General features: G+C 37.8%; 14 protein-coding genes and 2 tRNA genes. 9 read left to right on the top strand and 7 right to left on the bottom strand.

The window, feature by feature from the left end; genetic code table 11:
* Nucleotides 1-248 precede the first annotated feature (248 nt).
* Complete coding sequence (locus ACLFMM_RS05620; RefSeq protein WP_410807737.1) at nucleotides 249-665, bottom strand: hypothetical protein; 417 nt, start codon at nucleotides 663-665, stop codon at nucleotides 249-251.
* A gap of 101 nt (nucleotides 666-766) precedes the next feature.
* A tRNA-Arg gene (locus tag ACLFMM_RS05625) sits at nucleotides 767-838 on the bottom strand.
* A 108-nt stretch (nucleotides 839-946) separates the two neighbouring features.
* Between ACLFMM_RS05625 and ACLFMM_RS05630 the strand changes: the two genes are divergently transcribed.
* Together ACLFMM_RS05630 and ACLFMM_RS05635 are read left to right on the top strand one after the other, a co-directional pair.
* Nucleotides 947-2,128, top strand: a complete 1,182-nt coding sequence (locus tag ACLFMM_RS05630; RefSeq protein WP_410807738.1) for a redox-regulated ATPase YchF — start codon at nucleotides 947-949, stop codon at nucleotides 2,126-2,128.
* A 29-nt stretch (nucleotides 2,129-2,157) separates the two neighbouring features.
* Nucleotides 2,158-2,823, top strand: coding sequence for an undecaprenyl diphosphate synthase family protein (locus tag ACLFMM_RS05635; RefSeq protein WP_410807739.1), 666 nt, complete (start codon nucleotides 2,158-2,160; stop codon nucleotides 2,821-2,823).
* A gap of 5 nt (nucleotides 2,824-2,828) precedes the next feature.
* On the opposite strand, the gene rimI is transcribed toward ACLFMM_RS05635, so the two are convergent.
* Entirely contained in the window at nucleotides 2,829-3,251 is a 423-nt protein-coding gene (gene rimI / locus ACLFMM_RS05640) for a ribosomal protein S18-alanine N-acetyltransferase (RefSeq protein ID WP_410807740.1), read from the bottom strand.
* A 76-nt stretch (nucleotides 3,252-3,327) separates the two neighbouring features.
* On the opposite strand from rimI, the gene ACLFMM_RS05645 reads away from it, so the two are divergent.
* The 3 genes from ACLFMM_RS05645 to ACLFMM_RS05655 all read left to right on the top strand — a co-directional run bounded on the left by ACLFMM_RS05645 (nucleotide 3,328) and on the right by ACLFMM_RS05655 (nucleotide 6,092).
* Nucleotides 3,328-3,822, top strand: a complete 495-nt coding sequence (locus tag ACLFMM_RS05645; protein WP_410807741.1) for a DUF5817 domain-containing protein — start codon at nucleotides 3,328-3,330, stop codon at nucleotides 3,820-3,822.
* Nucleotides 3,823-4,064: 242 nt separating this feature from the next.
* Nucleotides 4,065-5,333 (top strand): ATP-binding protein, encoded by a 1,269-nt coding sequence (locus ACLFMM_RS05650; RefSeq protein ID WP_410807742.1) that lies wholly within the window; start codon nucleotides 4,065-4,067, stop codon nucleotides 5,331-5,333.
* A 15-nt stretch (nucleotides 5,334-5,348) separates the two neighbouring features.
* Nucleotides 5,349-6,092 (top strand): MBL fold metallo-hydrolase, encoded by a 744-nt coding sequence (locus ACLFMM_RS05655; protein ID WP_410807743.1) that lies wholly within the window; start codon nucleotides 5,349-5,351, stop codon nucleotides 6,090-6,092.
* Nucleotides 6,093-6,094: 2 nt separating this feature from the next.
* On the opposite strand, the gene ACLFMM_RS05660 is transcribed toward ACLFMM_RS05655, so the two are convergent.
* Both ACLFMM_RS05660 and ACLFMM_RS05665 read right to left on the bottom strand, forming a co-directional pair.
* Nucleotides 6,095-7,003, bottom strand: a complete 909-nt coding sequence (locus ACLFMM_RS05660; RefSeq protein WP_410807744.1) for a DUF5803 family protein — start codon at nucleotides 7,001-7,003, stop codon at nucleotides 6,095-6,097.
* Nucleotides 7,004-7,115: 112 nt separating this feature from the next.
* Complete coding sequence (locus tag ACLFMM_RS05665; protein ID WP_410807746.1) at nucleotides 7,116-9,029, bottom strand: sodium:solute symporter family protein; 1,914 nt, start codon at nucleotides 9,027-9,029, stop codon at nucleotides 7,116-7,118.
* A gap of 310 nt (nucleotides 9,030-9,339) precedes the next feature.
* On the opposite strand from ACLFMM_RS05665, the gene ACLFMM_RS05670 reads away from it, so the two are divergent.
* The 3 genes from ACLFMM_RS05670 to ACLFMM_RS05680 all read left to right on the top strand — a co-directional run bounded on the left by ACLFMM_RS05670 (nucleotide 9,340) and on the right by ACLFMM_RS05680 (nucleotide 12,549).
* On the top strand, nucleotides 9,340-10,596 hold the full coding sequence (locus ACLFMM_RS05670) for a DNA double-strand break repair nuclease NurA (protein ID WP_410807747.1): 1,257 nt from the start codon (nucleotides 9,340-9,342) through the stop codon (nucleotides 10,594-10,596).
* Nucleotides 10,589-12,409, top strand: coding sequence for an ATP-binding protein (locus tag ACLFMM_RS05675; protein WP_410807748.1), 1,821 nt, complete (start codon nucleotides 10,589-10,591; stop codon nucleotides 12,407-12,409). Before ACLFMM_RS05670 ends, ACLFMM_RS05675 begins: the two co-directional genes overlap by 8 nt.
* 66 nt (nucleotides 12,410-12,475) lie before the next feature.
* Nucleotides 12,476-12,549: transfer RNA gene (locus tag ACLFMM_RS05680), tRNA-Lys, on the top strand.
* Nucleotides 12,550-12,562: 13 nt separating this feature from the next.
* Here ACLFMM_RS05680 and ACLFMM_RS05685 read toward each other — a convergent pair.
* On the bottom strand, nucleotides 12,563-13,336 hold the full coding sequence (locus ACLFMM_RS05685; protein WP_410807749.1) for a sugar phosphate isomerase/epimerase family protein: 774 nt from the start codon (nucleotides 13,334-13,336) through the stop codon (nucleotides 12,563-12,565).
* Nucleotides 13,337-13,339: 3 nt separating this feature from the next.
* Nucleotides 13,340-14,323, bottom strand: a complete 984-nt coding sequence (locus ACLFMM_RS05690; RefSeq protein WP_410807750.1) for an AAA family ATPase — start codon at nucleotides 14,321-14,323, stop codon at nucleotides 13,340-13,342.
* A gap of 185 nt (nucleotides 14,324-14,508) precedes the next feature.
* On the opposite strand from ACLFMM_RS05690, the gene ACLFMM_RS05695 reads away from it, so the two are divergent.
* Nucleotides 14,509-15,942: an ATP-binding protein gene (locus tag ACLFMM_RS05695; RefSeq protein WP_410807751.1), complete on the top strand. Its 1,434-nt coding sequence runs from the start codon at nucleotides 14,509-14,511 to the stop codon at nucleotides 15,940-15,942.
* Nucleotides 15,943-16,471: the final 529 nt, after the last annotated feature.

The following is a 16,471-nucleotide window of genomic DNA, read 5'->3' on the forward strand; positions in this document are numbered from 1 at the left end:
CACGTTTTTTGAAGTTTACACGGTGTCCAAAGATTTCCTTAAGTTCCGATTTTTGTGCTCCGGTTAATTCTGATACATATTTTACCATTGAAATGTCCCTCTTACGATTAATTGGATACTTGACAACTGAATCTTAACAGTCGGTTGTTTACTATGTATATATATACCCATCAATCTATATAAACGTTTGTTTGGTTTGTCAAAAACCATACAAAACCATCATGTAAAAAAATAATTGAAAAGTTTGGTCATAAACGAGTAAGAGTTTTTAATTTTTCAAGGTGGTTGCGTGTCCTGAAGTATACATATTCTTTATACAGTTCGAGATTTTTGATATCAAAGAGGGATATATCTTGGACGTGCCAGACAACGTTTTCTATCAGGTTTTTGTCTTCCATGTCAGCTGCCAGTGACCTTAGTTTGGAAAAATCATCTATGTAACTTCTCCAGTCACTACCTTTCATATCATCGGGGTTTCCCTCTTCAAAAATTTCAAGCTTTTTTAATATAAATCCATATGTCTGAAACCACTGCACATCATCCTTTGAAGCCTGTATTTCTCCCTGATTGATTTTATCAAACAGGGTTTCGGAAAATTCTATTAAATCAGACGATTTCAATGAGTTATCACTGATTTTGTCTATTATGTTGTTTATTTCTTGCATTATATTAAGCACACTCCGGATAATTTAAAATTAAAATCTATAATAAAAATGGGTATCAATGATGATAAGTATTTCTTTTAAAAATGGTTAAAAATGAGTAACGTCCCGACCGAGATTTGAACTCGGGTCTAAGGCTCCGCAGGCCTCAAGGATATCCACTACCCTATCGGGACATATTGGATTGAGCTAGCAAATGCCTAATGTCCTTTTATAATATAAATATTATTGATTATTCCACTCTTGAATAAAAGTTAAGTCATACGGAGGATTAATAAGCAACCATGTCAATAACCATAGGTCTTGCAGGAAAACCAAATTCAGGTAAGTCCACATTTTTTAAGTCAGCTACCATGGCAGATGTTGATATCGCCAATTATCCGTTTACAACAATAAGTGCCAACCGTGGAGTTACCTATGTACGAACCGAATGTCCGTGTATAGAACTGAACCACAGATGTGGAAATTGTGTTGATGGGGTTCGTTTTGTACCGGTTGAAGTAATCGATGTTGCAGGATTGGTTCCGGACGCATGGAAGGGACGAGGTCTTGGGAATGCATTCCTTGATGAGCTGCGGCAGGCAAAGGTAATAATACATGTTATTGATGCTTCAGGAAGTACTGATATAGAGGGCAACCCTGTTGACAGGGGATCACATGACCCTCTGGATGATATCGAATTTTTAAACCATGAGATAACCATGTGGATGTACGGTATATTGAAACGAAACTGGGATAGTCTGTCCAGGAAAATTAAAGCTGAAAATCTCAAACTGGAGGAAGCAATAGCTAATCAGTTGGGAGGAGCGGGAGTATCCGACCATCAGGTTCACGAAGCACTGGTAGCATCAGAAATCTCGAGAGACCATGTAAAGTGGACAGATGACAATCTGGTAACACTCTGTGACAATATCCGCGCCATCAGTAAACCTGTAATTGTTGCTGCCAACAAAATCGATATGGCACCTGAAGAAAATACAAAAAAACTATCAGACCTTGATATAATTGCTGTATCAACGAGCTCAGCAGCTGAATTTGCTCTTAAATCCGCATCTAAGAGCAATGTCATAAAATATCTGCCCGGTGATGATGATTTTACTATTGTGTCGGACGGCATGACCAAAGCACAAAAAAGAGGTCTGGAAGATTTGCGTGAATTTCTTAAAAAAAGAGGCGGTACAGGGGTAGAGGATTGCATAAACAGGGCAGTTTTTGATTCACTTGATATGGTTGTCGTGTATCCGGTTGAGGATGAAAATAAATGGATGGATAAAAAAGGCAGAGTTTTACCGGACGCTTATCTTATGAAAAAAGGCTCAACACCTCATGACCTAGCTTATCAGGTGCATTCTGACATAGGTGACCATTTCCTTTACGCAGTAGACGGGAGAACAAGGATGCGTCTGGGTGAAAAACACAAGCTTGATAACGGAGATGTTGTAAAGATAGTATCCTCTGCTAAATGAAAACGTAAAAATCTATCAGAATCAAAATCATGAACTTGGTAGCATTATTATATGAAAAATTGTTGTTGCGAAATATCAAGGGCTCTCCTGATAAAATACCGGGTCACATAACATTGGTTCTATCAGACACTGATATATCATATCCGGATGGTTTATCAAAATTATTTTCTGTTATTTCATGGTACAGAAAGCTTGGTATAGAAATACTAAGTATATACGTTAATTTATCCTGTACCAGTGAAACCCAGAAAATGAACATGGTATCTCATCTTATGGATACATTGGAACCCCAACTACTGGAACTTCCAGATGGCATAGGGTTTAATATCTATGATAATAATGGCGAATTAAAAAGAGGACGTAAAGGTTCATTAATGCATGTCTATTTATCTCTGGGTTTTGGTGGAAAGAGTGAAATCATAAATGCTGTATTATCAATATTATCAGATGTCAGTTCACAGAAACTTGAACCTGAGGATATTGATGAGAATGTAATCGAATCCCGTTTACTTGTACAGCACGAACCAGATATGATTATACGAGCAGGTGGAAAAAATCTTTCTGACTTCTTGATTTGGCAGTCGGTATACTCAGAACTGTACTTTACAGATGTGAACTGGGACAAAGTAAGAAAAATCGATATGTTACGAGCTATCCGAGATTTCCAGAAACGACAGCGAAAATTTGGTAAATGATATATTCACCGGATTTTTTTCACCATGATAATTGCGTTATCATCAATGTAATATCCAGGAACAATACCTTTTATATAAAATCCGTTTTTCTGATAGAATCTCTGTGTACTGGTATTTTTTTCTCTTACCTCAAGAATTAGTGCACTTGCACCTCTTTTTTCACCAAATTCTGTGCACCAATCGATAAGTGTTGAACCAATCCCTATTTTGCGGTATTCGGGACGTACTGCGATATTTGCAAGATGGGCGTAATTTTTGATAATATCGATAACAATATATCCTATAACTGTATTATCTTTCTCATAAACAACAAAACCCGGACTACCAATAATAGACCTGAACAGGTAATCAGGCCAGGGTACCCGGAATGATAATTCTTCAATTTCCATAATGGCAGAAATATCAGTTTTTCTCGCTTTCCGTATCATGGTTGTGATTTGTCCGAATGGTTTAAATCGGTAAAAGTTATAATTGTTTTTGCAATAAAACACACAGGTCAAAAATATGTTCCGGTATACTGTTATAATCTGTACAAAATGCAGACGACATGTCCAGATTATTGAAAACAACAAAAAAACAACAACTTGCCAGAATTGCGGCTCTGTTTTAAATCTTGATGATCTCCGGTTTTTCTATCAATGCGACAACCTTGAAGATGCAGTTACAGCCCGTACAAAGTTACAGTCCCATATATTGGGTCAGGACAATAGACTGGATAGTGTAAGATATATGGCTTTTACAAATGCTGTAAATTCTGGTAGCTATACTTCTTCCAAACCTGATAAATCTAAAAAATCCGGTTTTAAAAAAGATGATAGAAAAATCATCATTAATTTACTGGAATCAAACAGCGGTGAAATGGACAGGGAAGAACTAAAAAATCGAGCCTCTGAAAATGGAGTGAATTCTAATAAATTCGAAAAAATTGTGGAGTCCATGTTTGAAACTGGAGAATTGTATTCACCATCGATGTGTGGTACTTTAAAACTGGTACCCTAATTGTTATGTGGAATTTTTTTGGTTATTGAACTTTTCTTGTTATCCTATATCTTCTATTCATAAAATTTATAAGTTAATTTTCCAATATAGGTTACTTTCATAGATTCAATCGATTTATGACCTACTGTATCGCAATATATATTTAACACAAATACCTATTCATAGGTTCTGAATATTCTTTATTTCATTATTGATAAGAAAAGAAACCAATAACGTTTCAAATTTATAACTCAGGTAAAAACATGTCTGGTGCAACTTTAGATATCGTAGAACTGTTGTTAACTGCTGAGATTTACAACAAGTATTCTGAAATGGATGTAAACGATTTACCCAAAAAAATACGTAAAAATTACTGGGACCGTGAAAAAAAGACGGTTCCAAAACCTATCAATGTCTCAGTATCTGATATTAAAAATCTTTATGACGTTGAAAATATAAAAAGCGCTGTAAAACCCCTTCCATTTGTCGATATTGATGACCTGGAATTTAAGGTAAAACTTACCGCCTCTGATATGGGTGCAGACTGGTTCGGAAAACAGGATGGTGCAATGGAAAGGATTGAAAACAATCCCGCATTATCCTTTTATTTTGAAAAGAAAAAGACAGAAGGTGTTAGTTATGAAAGCACCCGGTCAAAGAGTGCGCCAAAGGAAGTAGATAGAGAATGGGTAGATTCTTTAATAGCTGAAATTGAGCAGGAAGAAGGGGGTGAAGATATGTTGAAACTTGCTCATATCGTAGCCCCTGAAGATATCATGCAGACCTTTGATGATATTGTCCTGACAGATGAGCAGGAAGATGAAGTTGAAAAGATTGTAAAGGCTATACAGTACAGGGAGCATCTTAAGAATATAGGGATGTATGATATCGGTAAACTTCTTCTGATAGGTGCACCCGGTACCGGAAAAACCTCTGTGGCCAGAGCTATATCACATCGCCTGTCGTTGCCTTTTGTGGAAGTAAGGCTTTCAATGGTAACAGACCAGTACCTTGGTGAAACTGCCAAAAACATAGATCGTGTATTTGCGCTTGCCAAACGATTGAATCCCTGTGTACTGTTCATTGATGAATTCGATTTTGTTGCAAAAAAACGTACGTCTGATGAAAATGCTGCACTCAAAAGAGCGGTAAACACACTTCTCAAGGCGATAGATGAAATAAGTCTTACAAATGATGGAGTATTGCTGATAGCAGCAACAAATCACCCGAGGATGCTGGATACAGCAGCATGGAGACGATTTGATGAAGTTATGAATTTCCCATTACCAGATCCTGGGATGAGAAAGATGATTCTTGACAGGGTAACCAGTGACATTGATGGTGACGTGGATACCGGGGAAATAGCCCGTATAACGGAAGGATACGCCGGTTCAGACCTTCGTATGGTAGTCCGTGAAGGGGTGCTGAGTGCTCTGATGGAAGATAGAAAATCACTTACTCAGGAAGATTTGAAAAAGGCAGTAGAAAATTTTAATCAACGTGAAATAGTTAAATCCGATGAATACGAATAAAATCTGCAGATACCAATGAAAATCACACTTCTTGGAACTGGTGACACTTCTGGAGTACCGGTAATAGGGTGTCACTGTCCGGCCTGTACAGATGCATATTCAAATAACAAAAGCAAAAGGACACGTTTTTCTATCCTTGTTGAATCCAATATTGGTAAAATTCTGATAGATACCAGTCCTGACCTGAAATGGCAGTTAATTGACAGCAATATTAGTGGTGTTGATGGAGTAATATGGACACATGGGCATTATGACCATTTTGCGGGTTTCCCGGAATTCTACAGGGTACAGAAAAAAGTAGATGTGTACAGTGTGCCGGAAACCCTTGATTACATCTTGGATTACTTTCATTTTTTAAAACCCGGAAGACATGATGTACAACTTTACGAGTCTTTTGAATTGGTAGGGCTTACATTTGTTCTTTTTGAAGTAAACCATGTCCCGGTTGAAAAGGCGGTGGGAGTTATGGTCTGTGAAGGGAATAAAAAGGTAGTTATAACAGGAGATACCAATAACAATATCCCACAAAAGAGCATGGATTTAATCCATGGTCCTGATTTGTTAGTAGCGGATGCGATTGTTCCACCCAGTATAACAACCATTAAAAAACATATGAATGCCAAACAAGCTCTTGATTTTTCAGAGGATATAAAAGCAAAAAGGGTGGTTTTTGTTCATCTGAGCCACTTTTTTAAACCCCATGATGAAGATGTAAAAAATTATCCTCTTGGATATGATGGTATGACATTTGAAATATGATGTCACCACCTTTTCTCTGATTCAAAATCTTCCACCCATTCGTGTTTTTCCTTAAGTTTTTTCCTTGAATGGTGATAGTACAATACAACAGCTAGTGCTCCAAAACTTAGAACCATCGCTCCTATCAACAGCATCAGGGGTGCTTCTTCCTGGTAGAATTTCACATTTACAGGATTTTTGGAATACTGTGTTTTTGAATTACCGTCTGAACCGGTAAAGTCTCTTACACGGTCGATTAACGAAGGTGGATCCCCTTCAAAATTGTACCATATAAGGTTTTGTTTGTCTTTTTCATCATAATATACATCATCAGGTGGCGGCTGAGCTCTGCCTAATAGTGGATTGCCTGTAGTGTATCCCTGTGGTAGAACAAATCGAATGATTGATGGGGATGTAGGATTATACATGAAATCCTGTTTGCTTGGTATATCCATGGTATAGGCAACAAACCCTGTTATGGATTCATTAAATTGTATGTAGATATGTTCTTGTCCGCCTACAACACTATCAGAGAGTGTATAGTTTATGTCTGATGGTTCGTTTTTGTCAGCAAGTTTTTTGAAATCCTGTATATCTCCCTTTGTAGTGCTGGTATTTTCAGCAATTACCACAACATCTGATATTATACCTTTGTCGACTCCACCGATTTCTTCAATAGGTACGATATCCAGTTCCTTTTTATCCTTAACCATATGAACAGCTTTTACGCTCTGGTTAGTTGAAAGGTAGAATGTGGTGGTATTTACAAAAGTATTATTCTTTGTTTCATCCAGGAATACTTCCAGTTCATATTTTGATGTGTCAGGTTTTTCACTGGTTTCATCTGCCGGTACCATCTGGTCAATGCACCCTGTGATTAATACAATTGAAATCAGTACTAAAACCAGAAACAGTGATGTTTTGTAATTCATTTTAATACTCTGAACCCTGATTGGTACATTCTTTAATCAAGTTAACGCTTATCAAGCGTAATAAAAATCAAATATAAAAGCTACCCTCAATAGAGGGTAGCAAAATCAATTTTTATTTAGATGTAATTCCGATTCTGTCAAGAGAATCCACAACTTCCTTGTAGGCAACAAAGAGTTCTTTTCTCTGGTTATTGATGTATTCTACCTCTGGTTCAGATGCAAACCAGATATCTTTTTCAGTGTTACCTCTGGTTATTGATATACATTGAAGCATATCGGCATGGGTTAAACGGTATACAGAATCATATCCAGTAGATGTAACCCATGCAGGGTAGGTTGATTTCAATTGGTTAACAAATTTGTTCCAGTTGATAGTTGCAGAAGTTTCAATACTCAGATGCAGATGTGCCCTTTCTCCAACAACTTTTTCCTCTACCATATTGAGGAATTTAGTGTATTCTGGGTCGGATTCATCTATTTCTTTAGCATAATACATAGACAGTTCTTTTGCAGATTCTTTGAAAAATGGTGCAAGGTTTACATTGCTGGACCTCTGGGTAATTAGTGAAACTCCGAAAAATGCAATAGCACTCAGGGACATTCCCACAATCACACCATGACTTCTGAGAATCGGGTGTATAGTCTGAAGATACGGCTGTGGATCCGTTGCGGCAGTATTAGCTAGGTCTATAACAGTAAGAGAAATCTGGACAATTGCTCCTACTATAAGACCTGCAATTGCTCCTTCTTTTGTTGCACGTTTCCAGTAGATGCCACCCATCAGAGGGAAGAAATAGGAAGCACTTGCAATAAATGTTGCAATATGGATGGCATCAAGGATACTTGTAATGAAAAACGAAGTTATGGTTGCAGTTGCCACGATGAACAGTACGCTAATTCTGTTAACAACAAGCATCTGTTTCATTGTAGCGTCAGGTTTTATAAACCTCTGGAATATGTCGCGGGATACACAGGATGCTCCCGATGTTGCAAAGGTGTCAGTACATGACATAGCAGCTGCCGCAAGTCCTATAGCACAGAGTCCAACTACAACGGTTGAAAATGAACTGGTTATGAACTGTAGGAGTGCAGTTTCTGCCTGTGCCATTCCCGCAGGAAAACCGGCTTCAGCAATATCAGGATAGAGCGAATTCAGTCCAAGTGCTATGACAGCGCATGCTGAAAATACAACAGCAATAAGAAATGCTCCAAGTGTCATACCAAACCTTGCAGATTTTCTGTCTTTTGCAGCCCAAACTCTCTGCCATGGGTCCTGCTCAGTTATCCAACCGGGTATAATTGCAATCAGGAATATAAGTGCAAACGGTATACCTACAGAGAACGGGTTCCACCAGGAAGAATCCACATTTCTAAAGACATCTGATGCTGTCAGTGCAGGGGACGCTTCAAATGCACCGGATGTAGCGGCTCCAACTGTAATGACAGCCATTACTATAACAAATAGTGACAGAAATGTAAACTGGATAACATCAGTCCATACAACAGCAGAAAGCCCACCCAGTGTGACATATATTGACACTGCAATGGCAACAATGGCAGCTGCATATATAGGGCTTAATCCGAAGAATACTTCCAGAACAAGAGCAAAACCCTTGATATCAGCCACTGCAAAAAGTATCATTACAATTGTTATTATAGCAGCAACTGGAGCACGTATCGCATTGCTGTATCGTTGTTCAAGGAGTTCTGGTTGGGTAATTGCAGGAAGATGTTTGATCCTGCTGACCAGTACCGCGATAATTAAAAGTGCCAGTATATTGGGTACTACAAATTCCCATATCGACCCCATTCCATTCAACAGGTAGAGCCCTATAACAGAAAGCAGGGTACCGGCAGTAAGCCATGATGCGGCAGCAGAAAATCCTATGCCAATGGAGCCGATATTTCTTCCGGCAAGCCAGAAATCTGTTATGGACTTTTGTCTTTTTGTAAAATACCATCCAATCGATACAAGTATTGCCAGATAGACGGCAAGCATAATGAGAAATATTTGATAACCTTCCATGATTAAGACCTCGGTATCACTTTTGCATACTATATAATTATTTAAATTTTGAGATTATAATCTAGTATTTAATCTCTAATTTATGGCGAAATTGTTATATAAACACTTTCAAAAACTTATTTTTCGTTATTAACAAGTTAACTTGTTTTGCACAAGGTGTATCAGTAGTGAAAATCTTTATTGTCATGCTTTTTTTGTTAAAAATATATAAGAGTTTCAGACAAGTATTTTTTATTGAAGTAATTTTTTAAAAATTATAAGAATTATGCTCATAGTTATTTATACAAGAACAACTCAATCTTCATGAAACATGACCCTTGAACCAGTTCACATAAAAGAGATATCCCGGATTGTATCAAATATAGATGTTTCTAATGAGGATGATAAAGAATCTGAAATGACATCTGACCTGTTAGGTTATCTTCAGGAACTAAAATACAGGGGCAGGGTGATACTCAAATCCATGGAAAAACTGTATCGTGGCAAGGTTAATATAGAACAGATGTCCCGGTCCAGTGACCCATTTGAGATAACCTACGCATGTGACAGTGGTAGTACCAACCCTATAACATTTGATAGCGGTCTGTTTGTAGATTTCTGCCACTGTGCACTTGCATCCACACCCACAGATCTGGATTTACATATGAAACGAACGATTGTGGCAGCTGCCTATAACCCTAGTGAAAATGTTACAATAAAAACTACCGACGGCTGGCAGGAGTTCGACGAAGGGTCCGGCCGTAAAAATATTATACGTATCCAGCCTGGTATTTTGAATAAAAGGATAGGTAGAATGGTGCATGATATTGCACTTTATCTTGCAGAATCTGAGCATATGAACTGGATGCTTGATGGACTGGATGATAATGGTATTTTAATAATGGATGGTCCAATCTATCCAAAACGTTTGATGTACTGGATGGTTGTGGAATCAGAGGATATCCAGGTTCAATATGACCCCCATACAAAAACGATACTCCAGAATTATATAGACATAATGGATGAACATGTTAAACAACAGAAACCTCTCATAGGTTTTGTTAAAAACCCAGAAGACATCCAGATTATACAGGCACTTAAACAAAACGGCGTATGGGGTATACCCTGGGCAATGGATGCCCAATTTTTCAAAAACCTTCTATCATTAAAGGGTCATGACGATGATGAAAATAAATATATAACCTATACCAACTGGTTTATCCAACCCAACAAATTCTATGAGAAAATGCTTAACACCACCTCTCCACTGGTTGAAGATACACTCGAGCATGAGTACCCTGCAGATGATTACTCATTGACCTTTTTCATGGTCTATGTACCTTGGATGGATGTCATCTTCAAGATAGAATCACCCTACGGAATCACCAAAAATGAAGAATTAAGAGATAATATAAAACGAAAAGTTCTCTATGACATTTCAATAAACGGAATCCCTAGAACATTATCAAAAGCTGATTCAATTGCAAAAATACGCAAATCTGAACGCGAACAGATTAAAGAGCAGTTCAATACCTTAAAAATAGACACCTCATACAATGATGTACGCTGGAGTGAAACCGATGTCTGAAGACAGGGATATACTTTCTTTCTCCTCTGAAGATTTTGAATCAGAGGAAGAATTTAAAAACGAAACTGAAAACTATGAAACAAAACAACCGGATAATTTTGAATTCGAGGAATATGAAGTACCTGATGCAGATTCTGGAAGTACAGACCATGCCTACGGAATTGTAACAACCGGTATAGAACCGCTGGAAATTACGGAATCGAATGCAACACTTACAGGATATATAACAACTACTAGAAGACAGGATGTACGCCTTGGCACCTATGTCCTGGTACCCTACGGGGACGAAGACCTTTTTGCAAGAATATGGAAGTTGCAGTATATCCAGGAATTTGAAGTGGATGATGCAACAGAAATCCACTCCCGCAGGATGTTGAGATCCAATACCACAGATGAAGAGGACTACAAATTCCTGGCGTTCCTTGACCCTATATGTATACTCTATGATGAACCCGGTGAGGACGGTGAAGAACTCACCAGACGCATGAGTGACAGGATACCCAGACCCAATACATCAATTCTTCCTGTTGATGATAAAATTAAAATCCAGACCGGTTTAAATATCCCGAAAGAAGGAATATTCCTGGGTCATCTCAGTGTAGGTGGAGAACTTGTAAAAACCAGTGCAGAACCACCTAATGTGCCCTATTATCTCAGAAACGATTATTCCATGGGCGACCCTTTGATTTTCAGGCATATGCTGGTGTGTGGTAGTACAGGAACCGGAAAAACGTTTATGACAAAAAATATCCTTCGCCAATTCTTAAATGATGATAACCGCTACGTGTTACGAAGTGATGAAAACAGGTGGAAAAACCCATGTGTTATAATAATGGACCCACAGGATGAATATTCTCAGATGTATGAGGATAACCCGGAAATAAATTCCCAGGATGAATACGGTTTCAATTCTGAAAATGTCGAGCACGGTTCATGGTCCAATACAAAAACCTTTGTTGCAAAGGTGGATGGCTATTCATACAACGGCAAGTCCAGAGCCCAGCAGGTGGAATTTACCATCCCTTTTGAACTTGTAAGAAATAATTCATGGCTTATCGCAGCAGCAGGTTTGACCGAGCTCCAGTATCTGGCCCTTGATATTCTGCTGGAGGATTATTTCAAAAAAAGCGGCAAACATACCTATAGAGGTTTCCTTGATTATATAGAAGATGAAGCAACACGTTCGGGTTATGTGGACAGCGGTAAAATCCACGAATCCTCCTATGACGGGATTGTAAGGCGGGTGAAAAACAGGGCTTTTGAAAAAGTATTCGACCAGGATGCACGTCCAATCACCGATATACTTGAGGAAGTTTTCAAACCCGGTCAGGTGAGTGTATTCCCCACAGAGTATATCAATTCACCACTTATAAGAGATTTGATTGTGCTTACCCTTATGACTACAATTGTGGATAATAAATTAAGCACTTCCGGTGATGAAGCGGTAAGAAAAACCCCGATTATACTGGGACTGGATGAAGCGCATAGGTATCTTGCAAAGGCATCAGGTGAACATTCAAGACGAATCATTTCAAAATTTGCAGATGCTGCACGCCAGGGTAGAAAAGAAGGACTTGGATTGTTTCTGATAACCCAGGACCCTCAGGATATCGATGATACAGTGTTTAAACAGATAAACACCAGGGTAATACTCAACCTGACAAACGATAATGCAATTAATGCTTTAAATGTTCCCAAAGAATATGAAAAACGGATTCCGTATTTGAAAAAGGGTCAAATGATAGTGTATAGTCCGGATAATAGTGATATAGTAGAAATCATCGGATTACCAAAATGCGTGGTCAAACACTAACGATTTTGACCATCCGAAACGTATATATAACCACAATACGATATGAACACCGACCTTGCTGGGCATGGGCCGGTAGCTTAGTCAGGCAGAGCGATAGACTCTTAATCTATAGGTCGAGGGTTCAAATCCCTTCCGGCCCGCTGTTTTTTTAATTTATAATTTTCTTATATATTTCTGACTCTCTTTCCCGTCTTCAAGAGACCTCAATTCTGTGACATATCTTCCACTGTAATCTGATAGTTCATCAAATACATGTTCCCAGTTTATATTACCCCTGCCAAGCGGAAGGTGCTGATCCCTTTCACCAGTGTTGTCATGGATATGGATATGTGATATATGGTCTTTACACTCTTTGAGGAACTCATCCACCATTTTCATGGTGTTTGCGTGCCCAACATCAAAGGTCATACCCAGATTATCACGGTTTACTGAACTGATGATATCAAGCATTTCACGGGGTTCTTTTCCAAATATATGTGGTATGTTCGGCATGTTTTCAACCGCTACCTGGATGTTACAGTTGTCCGCATAATCACAGACTTTTTGCAGAGACTCGATGGTTTTGTTCCATGCACGTTCTGGTACCTGTGCGCCCATGGGTGACAGATAACCCGGATGGATTACAGCAAGGTCTACAAAATCAGACGCGATTTCCAAGTTATTTTTCATTTGGTGCAGCACTTCCTGATGTATCCCGGGATTTAAACTGGACAGGTTCAGGTCTGAAAATGGGAGGTGGAGGGTAAGGTTCAGGTTTGTTGTTTCATAGAGTTCCTGGATATGTTTTATGGATTCATTGTTTATACTCTGGGAACCTTCCTGTACAATTTCCCAACCAGTATATCCATAGTCTTCCAGTTCATATACCCAGTTAAATGGGTTGTCAACTACTGAATGGGATGAAAAACTTATACCTTCGATATTCATAATTTAAAATTCTCTTATTTCCATTTCAAATTTGGGTCTCCCATCCTCAGTTGGAGGTGTGAGCCAATCTAAAATTTTTTTCATTTTATCCTTTGAATTGACAGTAATAATAACATGTATAGACCCCAATGGTTCTTCATCTGCTGGGAAATTCAATCTGCCAACAGATGCCACCTGTTTGTTGATTATAAAATGTGTGGATAAACCATCAATGGATATTCCTTCTTCCAGCTGCATTCTTCCTGTGTCCAGTATTTTTTCTTTCCTGAACATTTCGTGCAAATTTTTGAGTGCACCGATATCTCCAGAACCTGAAAGATGTCTTTTGTTTGCTTGTTCAGTATTGATTATTTCCATCTCAATATCACCGAAAATATGCCTGACAGCATCTGCTACATAATCCTCGTTTTCTGTGGGGTTGACAACAGCCGAAACTTCAACTTCAACCATCAGATATTCGATAAGGGACTTGATTTTGTGTCTGAAATCTTCAAGTGTACCCGTGTTTTCTATAACAATATCTGCTATATCCATTGCTTCATTCATTCCCCAGCTGATTTCTCTTTCATCCCGATGTTTAAGCTCATCGATATCTGTCATGTCATCGCTTCGTTTACGCTTTTGGACACGTTTAAAACGCATCTCAATAGGTGAATCAATGGATACCAGAGTGAATTTATCCCCAAATTCTTTTTTAAAATATTCCACTTCAGCGATTCCGCGGATGCCATCGATAGCTATCAGGTCTTCATTGAGTTTCATTATTTTTGGGACGCATTTTTTTGCAACTACGTCAAGACCTTCTTCATCCCGGAGCTGGTTTGCAACTCCTCCGACATTGGCATCCGTAGGCTCAAGGGACCTTTTTTCCACTTCTTCTCTTATCACATCACCCATGTTGACAACTTTGATACCAAGTTTTTCCACAACTGATGATGCTTCAGATTTTCCGGATGCTGGCATACCTACAAAAGCTATGATTTTCATGTTTTTATCCTTAGTAGTTGTTTTATATATAATATAAATGGTCTGAACAAATTAATATTATAGGTTTTGAGAGGGTTACAAAACATCAGGAGATTTATAAATATATTTCTACATAAAAATGCACTTATTATAAAAATAACTATTGGGCAGAAGGTTTATAAATTTAAAAGACTGACATTTCAAATATGGCCAACTTTAAGGTAAACCTTGAAGATTTTACTAACAAAGATTATCGTGTTATTTTCAGTTCTTTAATAAAAAAAGAACCAATAAGACTTACCTCATCACTTAACTTGAGAGAAGATTATGGTGTGGATTATATATCAGCTTCAGATATAATTCCTCATCAGGAAACCGATACCCTGTACTCAATAGGAGTACGAATAGACCTGGGAGAGGATACAGAATCTGAGAAAATATGGGATACTTTTCTTGAAAAATTCTATGAAAAATACAATATCACAGGTATTGATAAGGACTACAAACTGTACTACAATTTTAACCTGTATACACTATCTTTTCTTACAAATCGAAAGAGGTCACTTTACATTTCAACTACAAACAACCTTAACCAGGATATGTTGGAAGAAAACATTCCACCATTTTTCGAAATTGTAGAGGATTATATCAATACTGTGTACGATGTGTCAGGTGAAGAAATCGATTTCGATTTAAAACCTCAACCCACCCTTAGAACCTATTATTACAATGAATCCTATGATAGAATCACTGATGAAAAAGGCAGCGAATCTGAAAAATTTGAAACTATCTCGCCTGAACAACTGAATGTCAGCTTCGATGATATTGGTGACTGTGAGGAAGCCAAAAAAGAACTGGATATGGTTGCCTACGGTATCAAATATCCCTATGTTTTTGAAGAATACGAGGCTGAACATCCACACGGGATACTGCTTTATGGTCCACCAGGAACAGGTAAAACACTGCTTGCAAAGGCTGTAGCTTCTGAGCTTGAAACATCTTTTATTCATGTACATGGTGCTGATATTGTATCCAAGTGGTACGGGGAAGCTGAACAGAATATCAAGGAAATGTTTGAGGTAGCAAGGTCAAGACCTCATACAATACTGTTTATAGATGAAATCGATTCTATAACACCTGCAAGGGAAGGTTCTCATGAGGCAACACAGAGGATTGTTTCAACACTTCTGGATGAAATGGATGGAATCAAAAGTTCTGATGATGTTATTTTAATGGGTGCAACCAACAGACCTGAGAGTATTGACAGTGCATTCATGCGTCCTGGCAGATTTGATAAAAAAATACATGTACCACTGCCTGATAAAGATGCTTTAAAAGAAATCTACAGAATCCATCTGAAAGGTAAAAAACCAGATGAAAATATAGACCTTGAAAATATAGCATCCAAAAGCGAAGGATTCAGTGGTGCGGATGTGAAGGGTGTAATAGACCTGTGTGTGAAGAAAAAGATAAAATTACTTAGGGATCAGCTTTCAGAAACACCAACCAAAGAAGAGGTTAAAAAGCTAGCAAAACCCATCACTACACAGGATATCTTGAATGCTATTGAAGAGTATCATGAGAATCTGAAAAATCTAAGAGCCTTCGGCACACAAGGACATATACCCGGATATATTTAAGTGAACTACCGCCGAGCTAAAGAGCTTGTCCGACAATTCAATACTATTAATTTATTTTATCTACTATTTAAATAAATATAAGAGGAATAATAAGTTATTTACCAATGACATTTATCCAATAATCCAAAAATCATACACTGATACTACCAAATGGTCAAAGATAAATGATTAGGACTAATAATTTATGTTACTTGGTAAACCCCTTTGTAGAACATATCTGCTTTAACATTAATTGTCGGACAGCCTGTAAAGACTCAGAGGCTTCGGAAGAAATTTACCTTGAAAGCCTTACTCTTTAAATCAAAACACTCTAAATTAAAAATTTAGAGTTAAACTTAAACTTGGTAAATTGAAAATTTACCAATATCTTTAAACTACAGTTTAAAGAGTCAGAGATTTAAGTTGTTTTAAAGATCTCTTTAAACTTCGTTTAAAAAGTGAGGAATGCGTCCATTATTAAAATAAACCATTAATGAATCAACAATAGCATCTCTGCTTCATAATCATTTTATATATGTATAAAATATTT

This window comes from Methanohalobium sp., from assembly GCF_046546175.1.
Taxonomy (GTDB): domain Archaea; phylum Halobacteriota; class Methanosarcinia; order Methanosarcinales; family Methanosarcinaceae; genus Methanohalobium.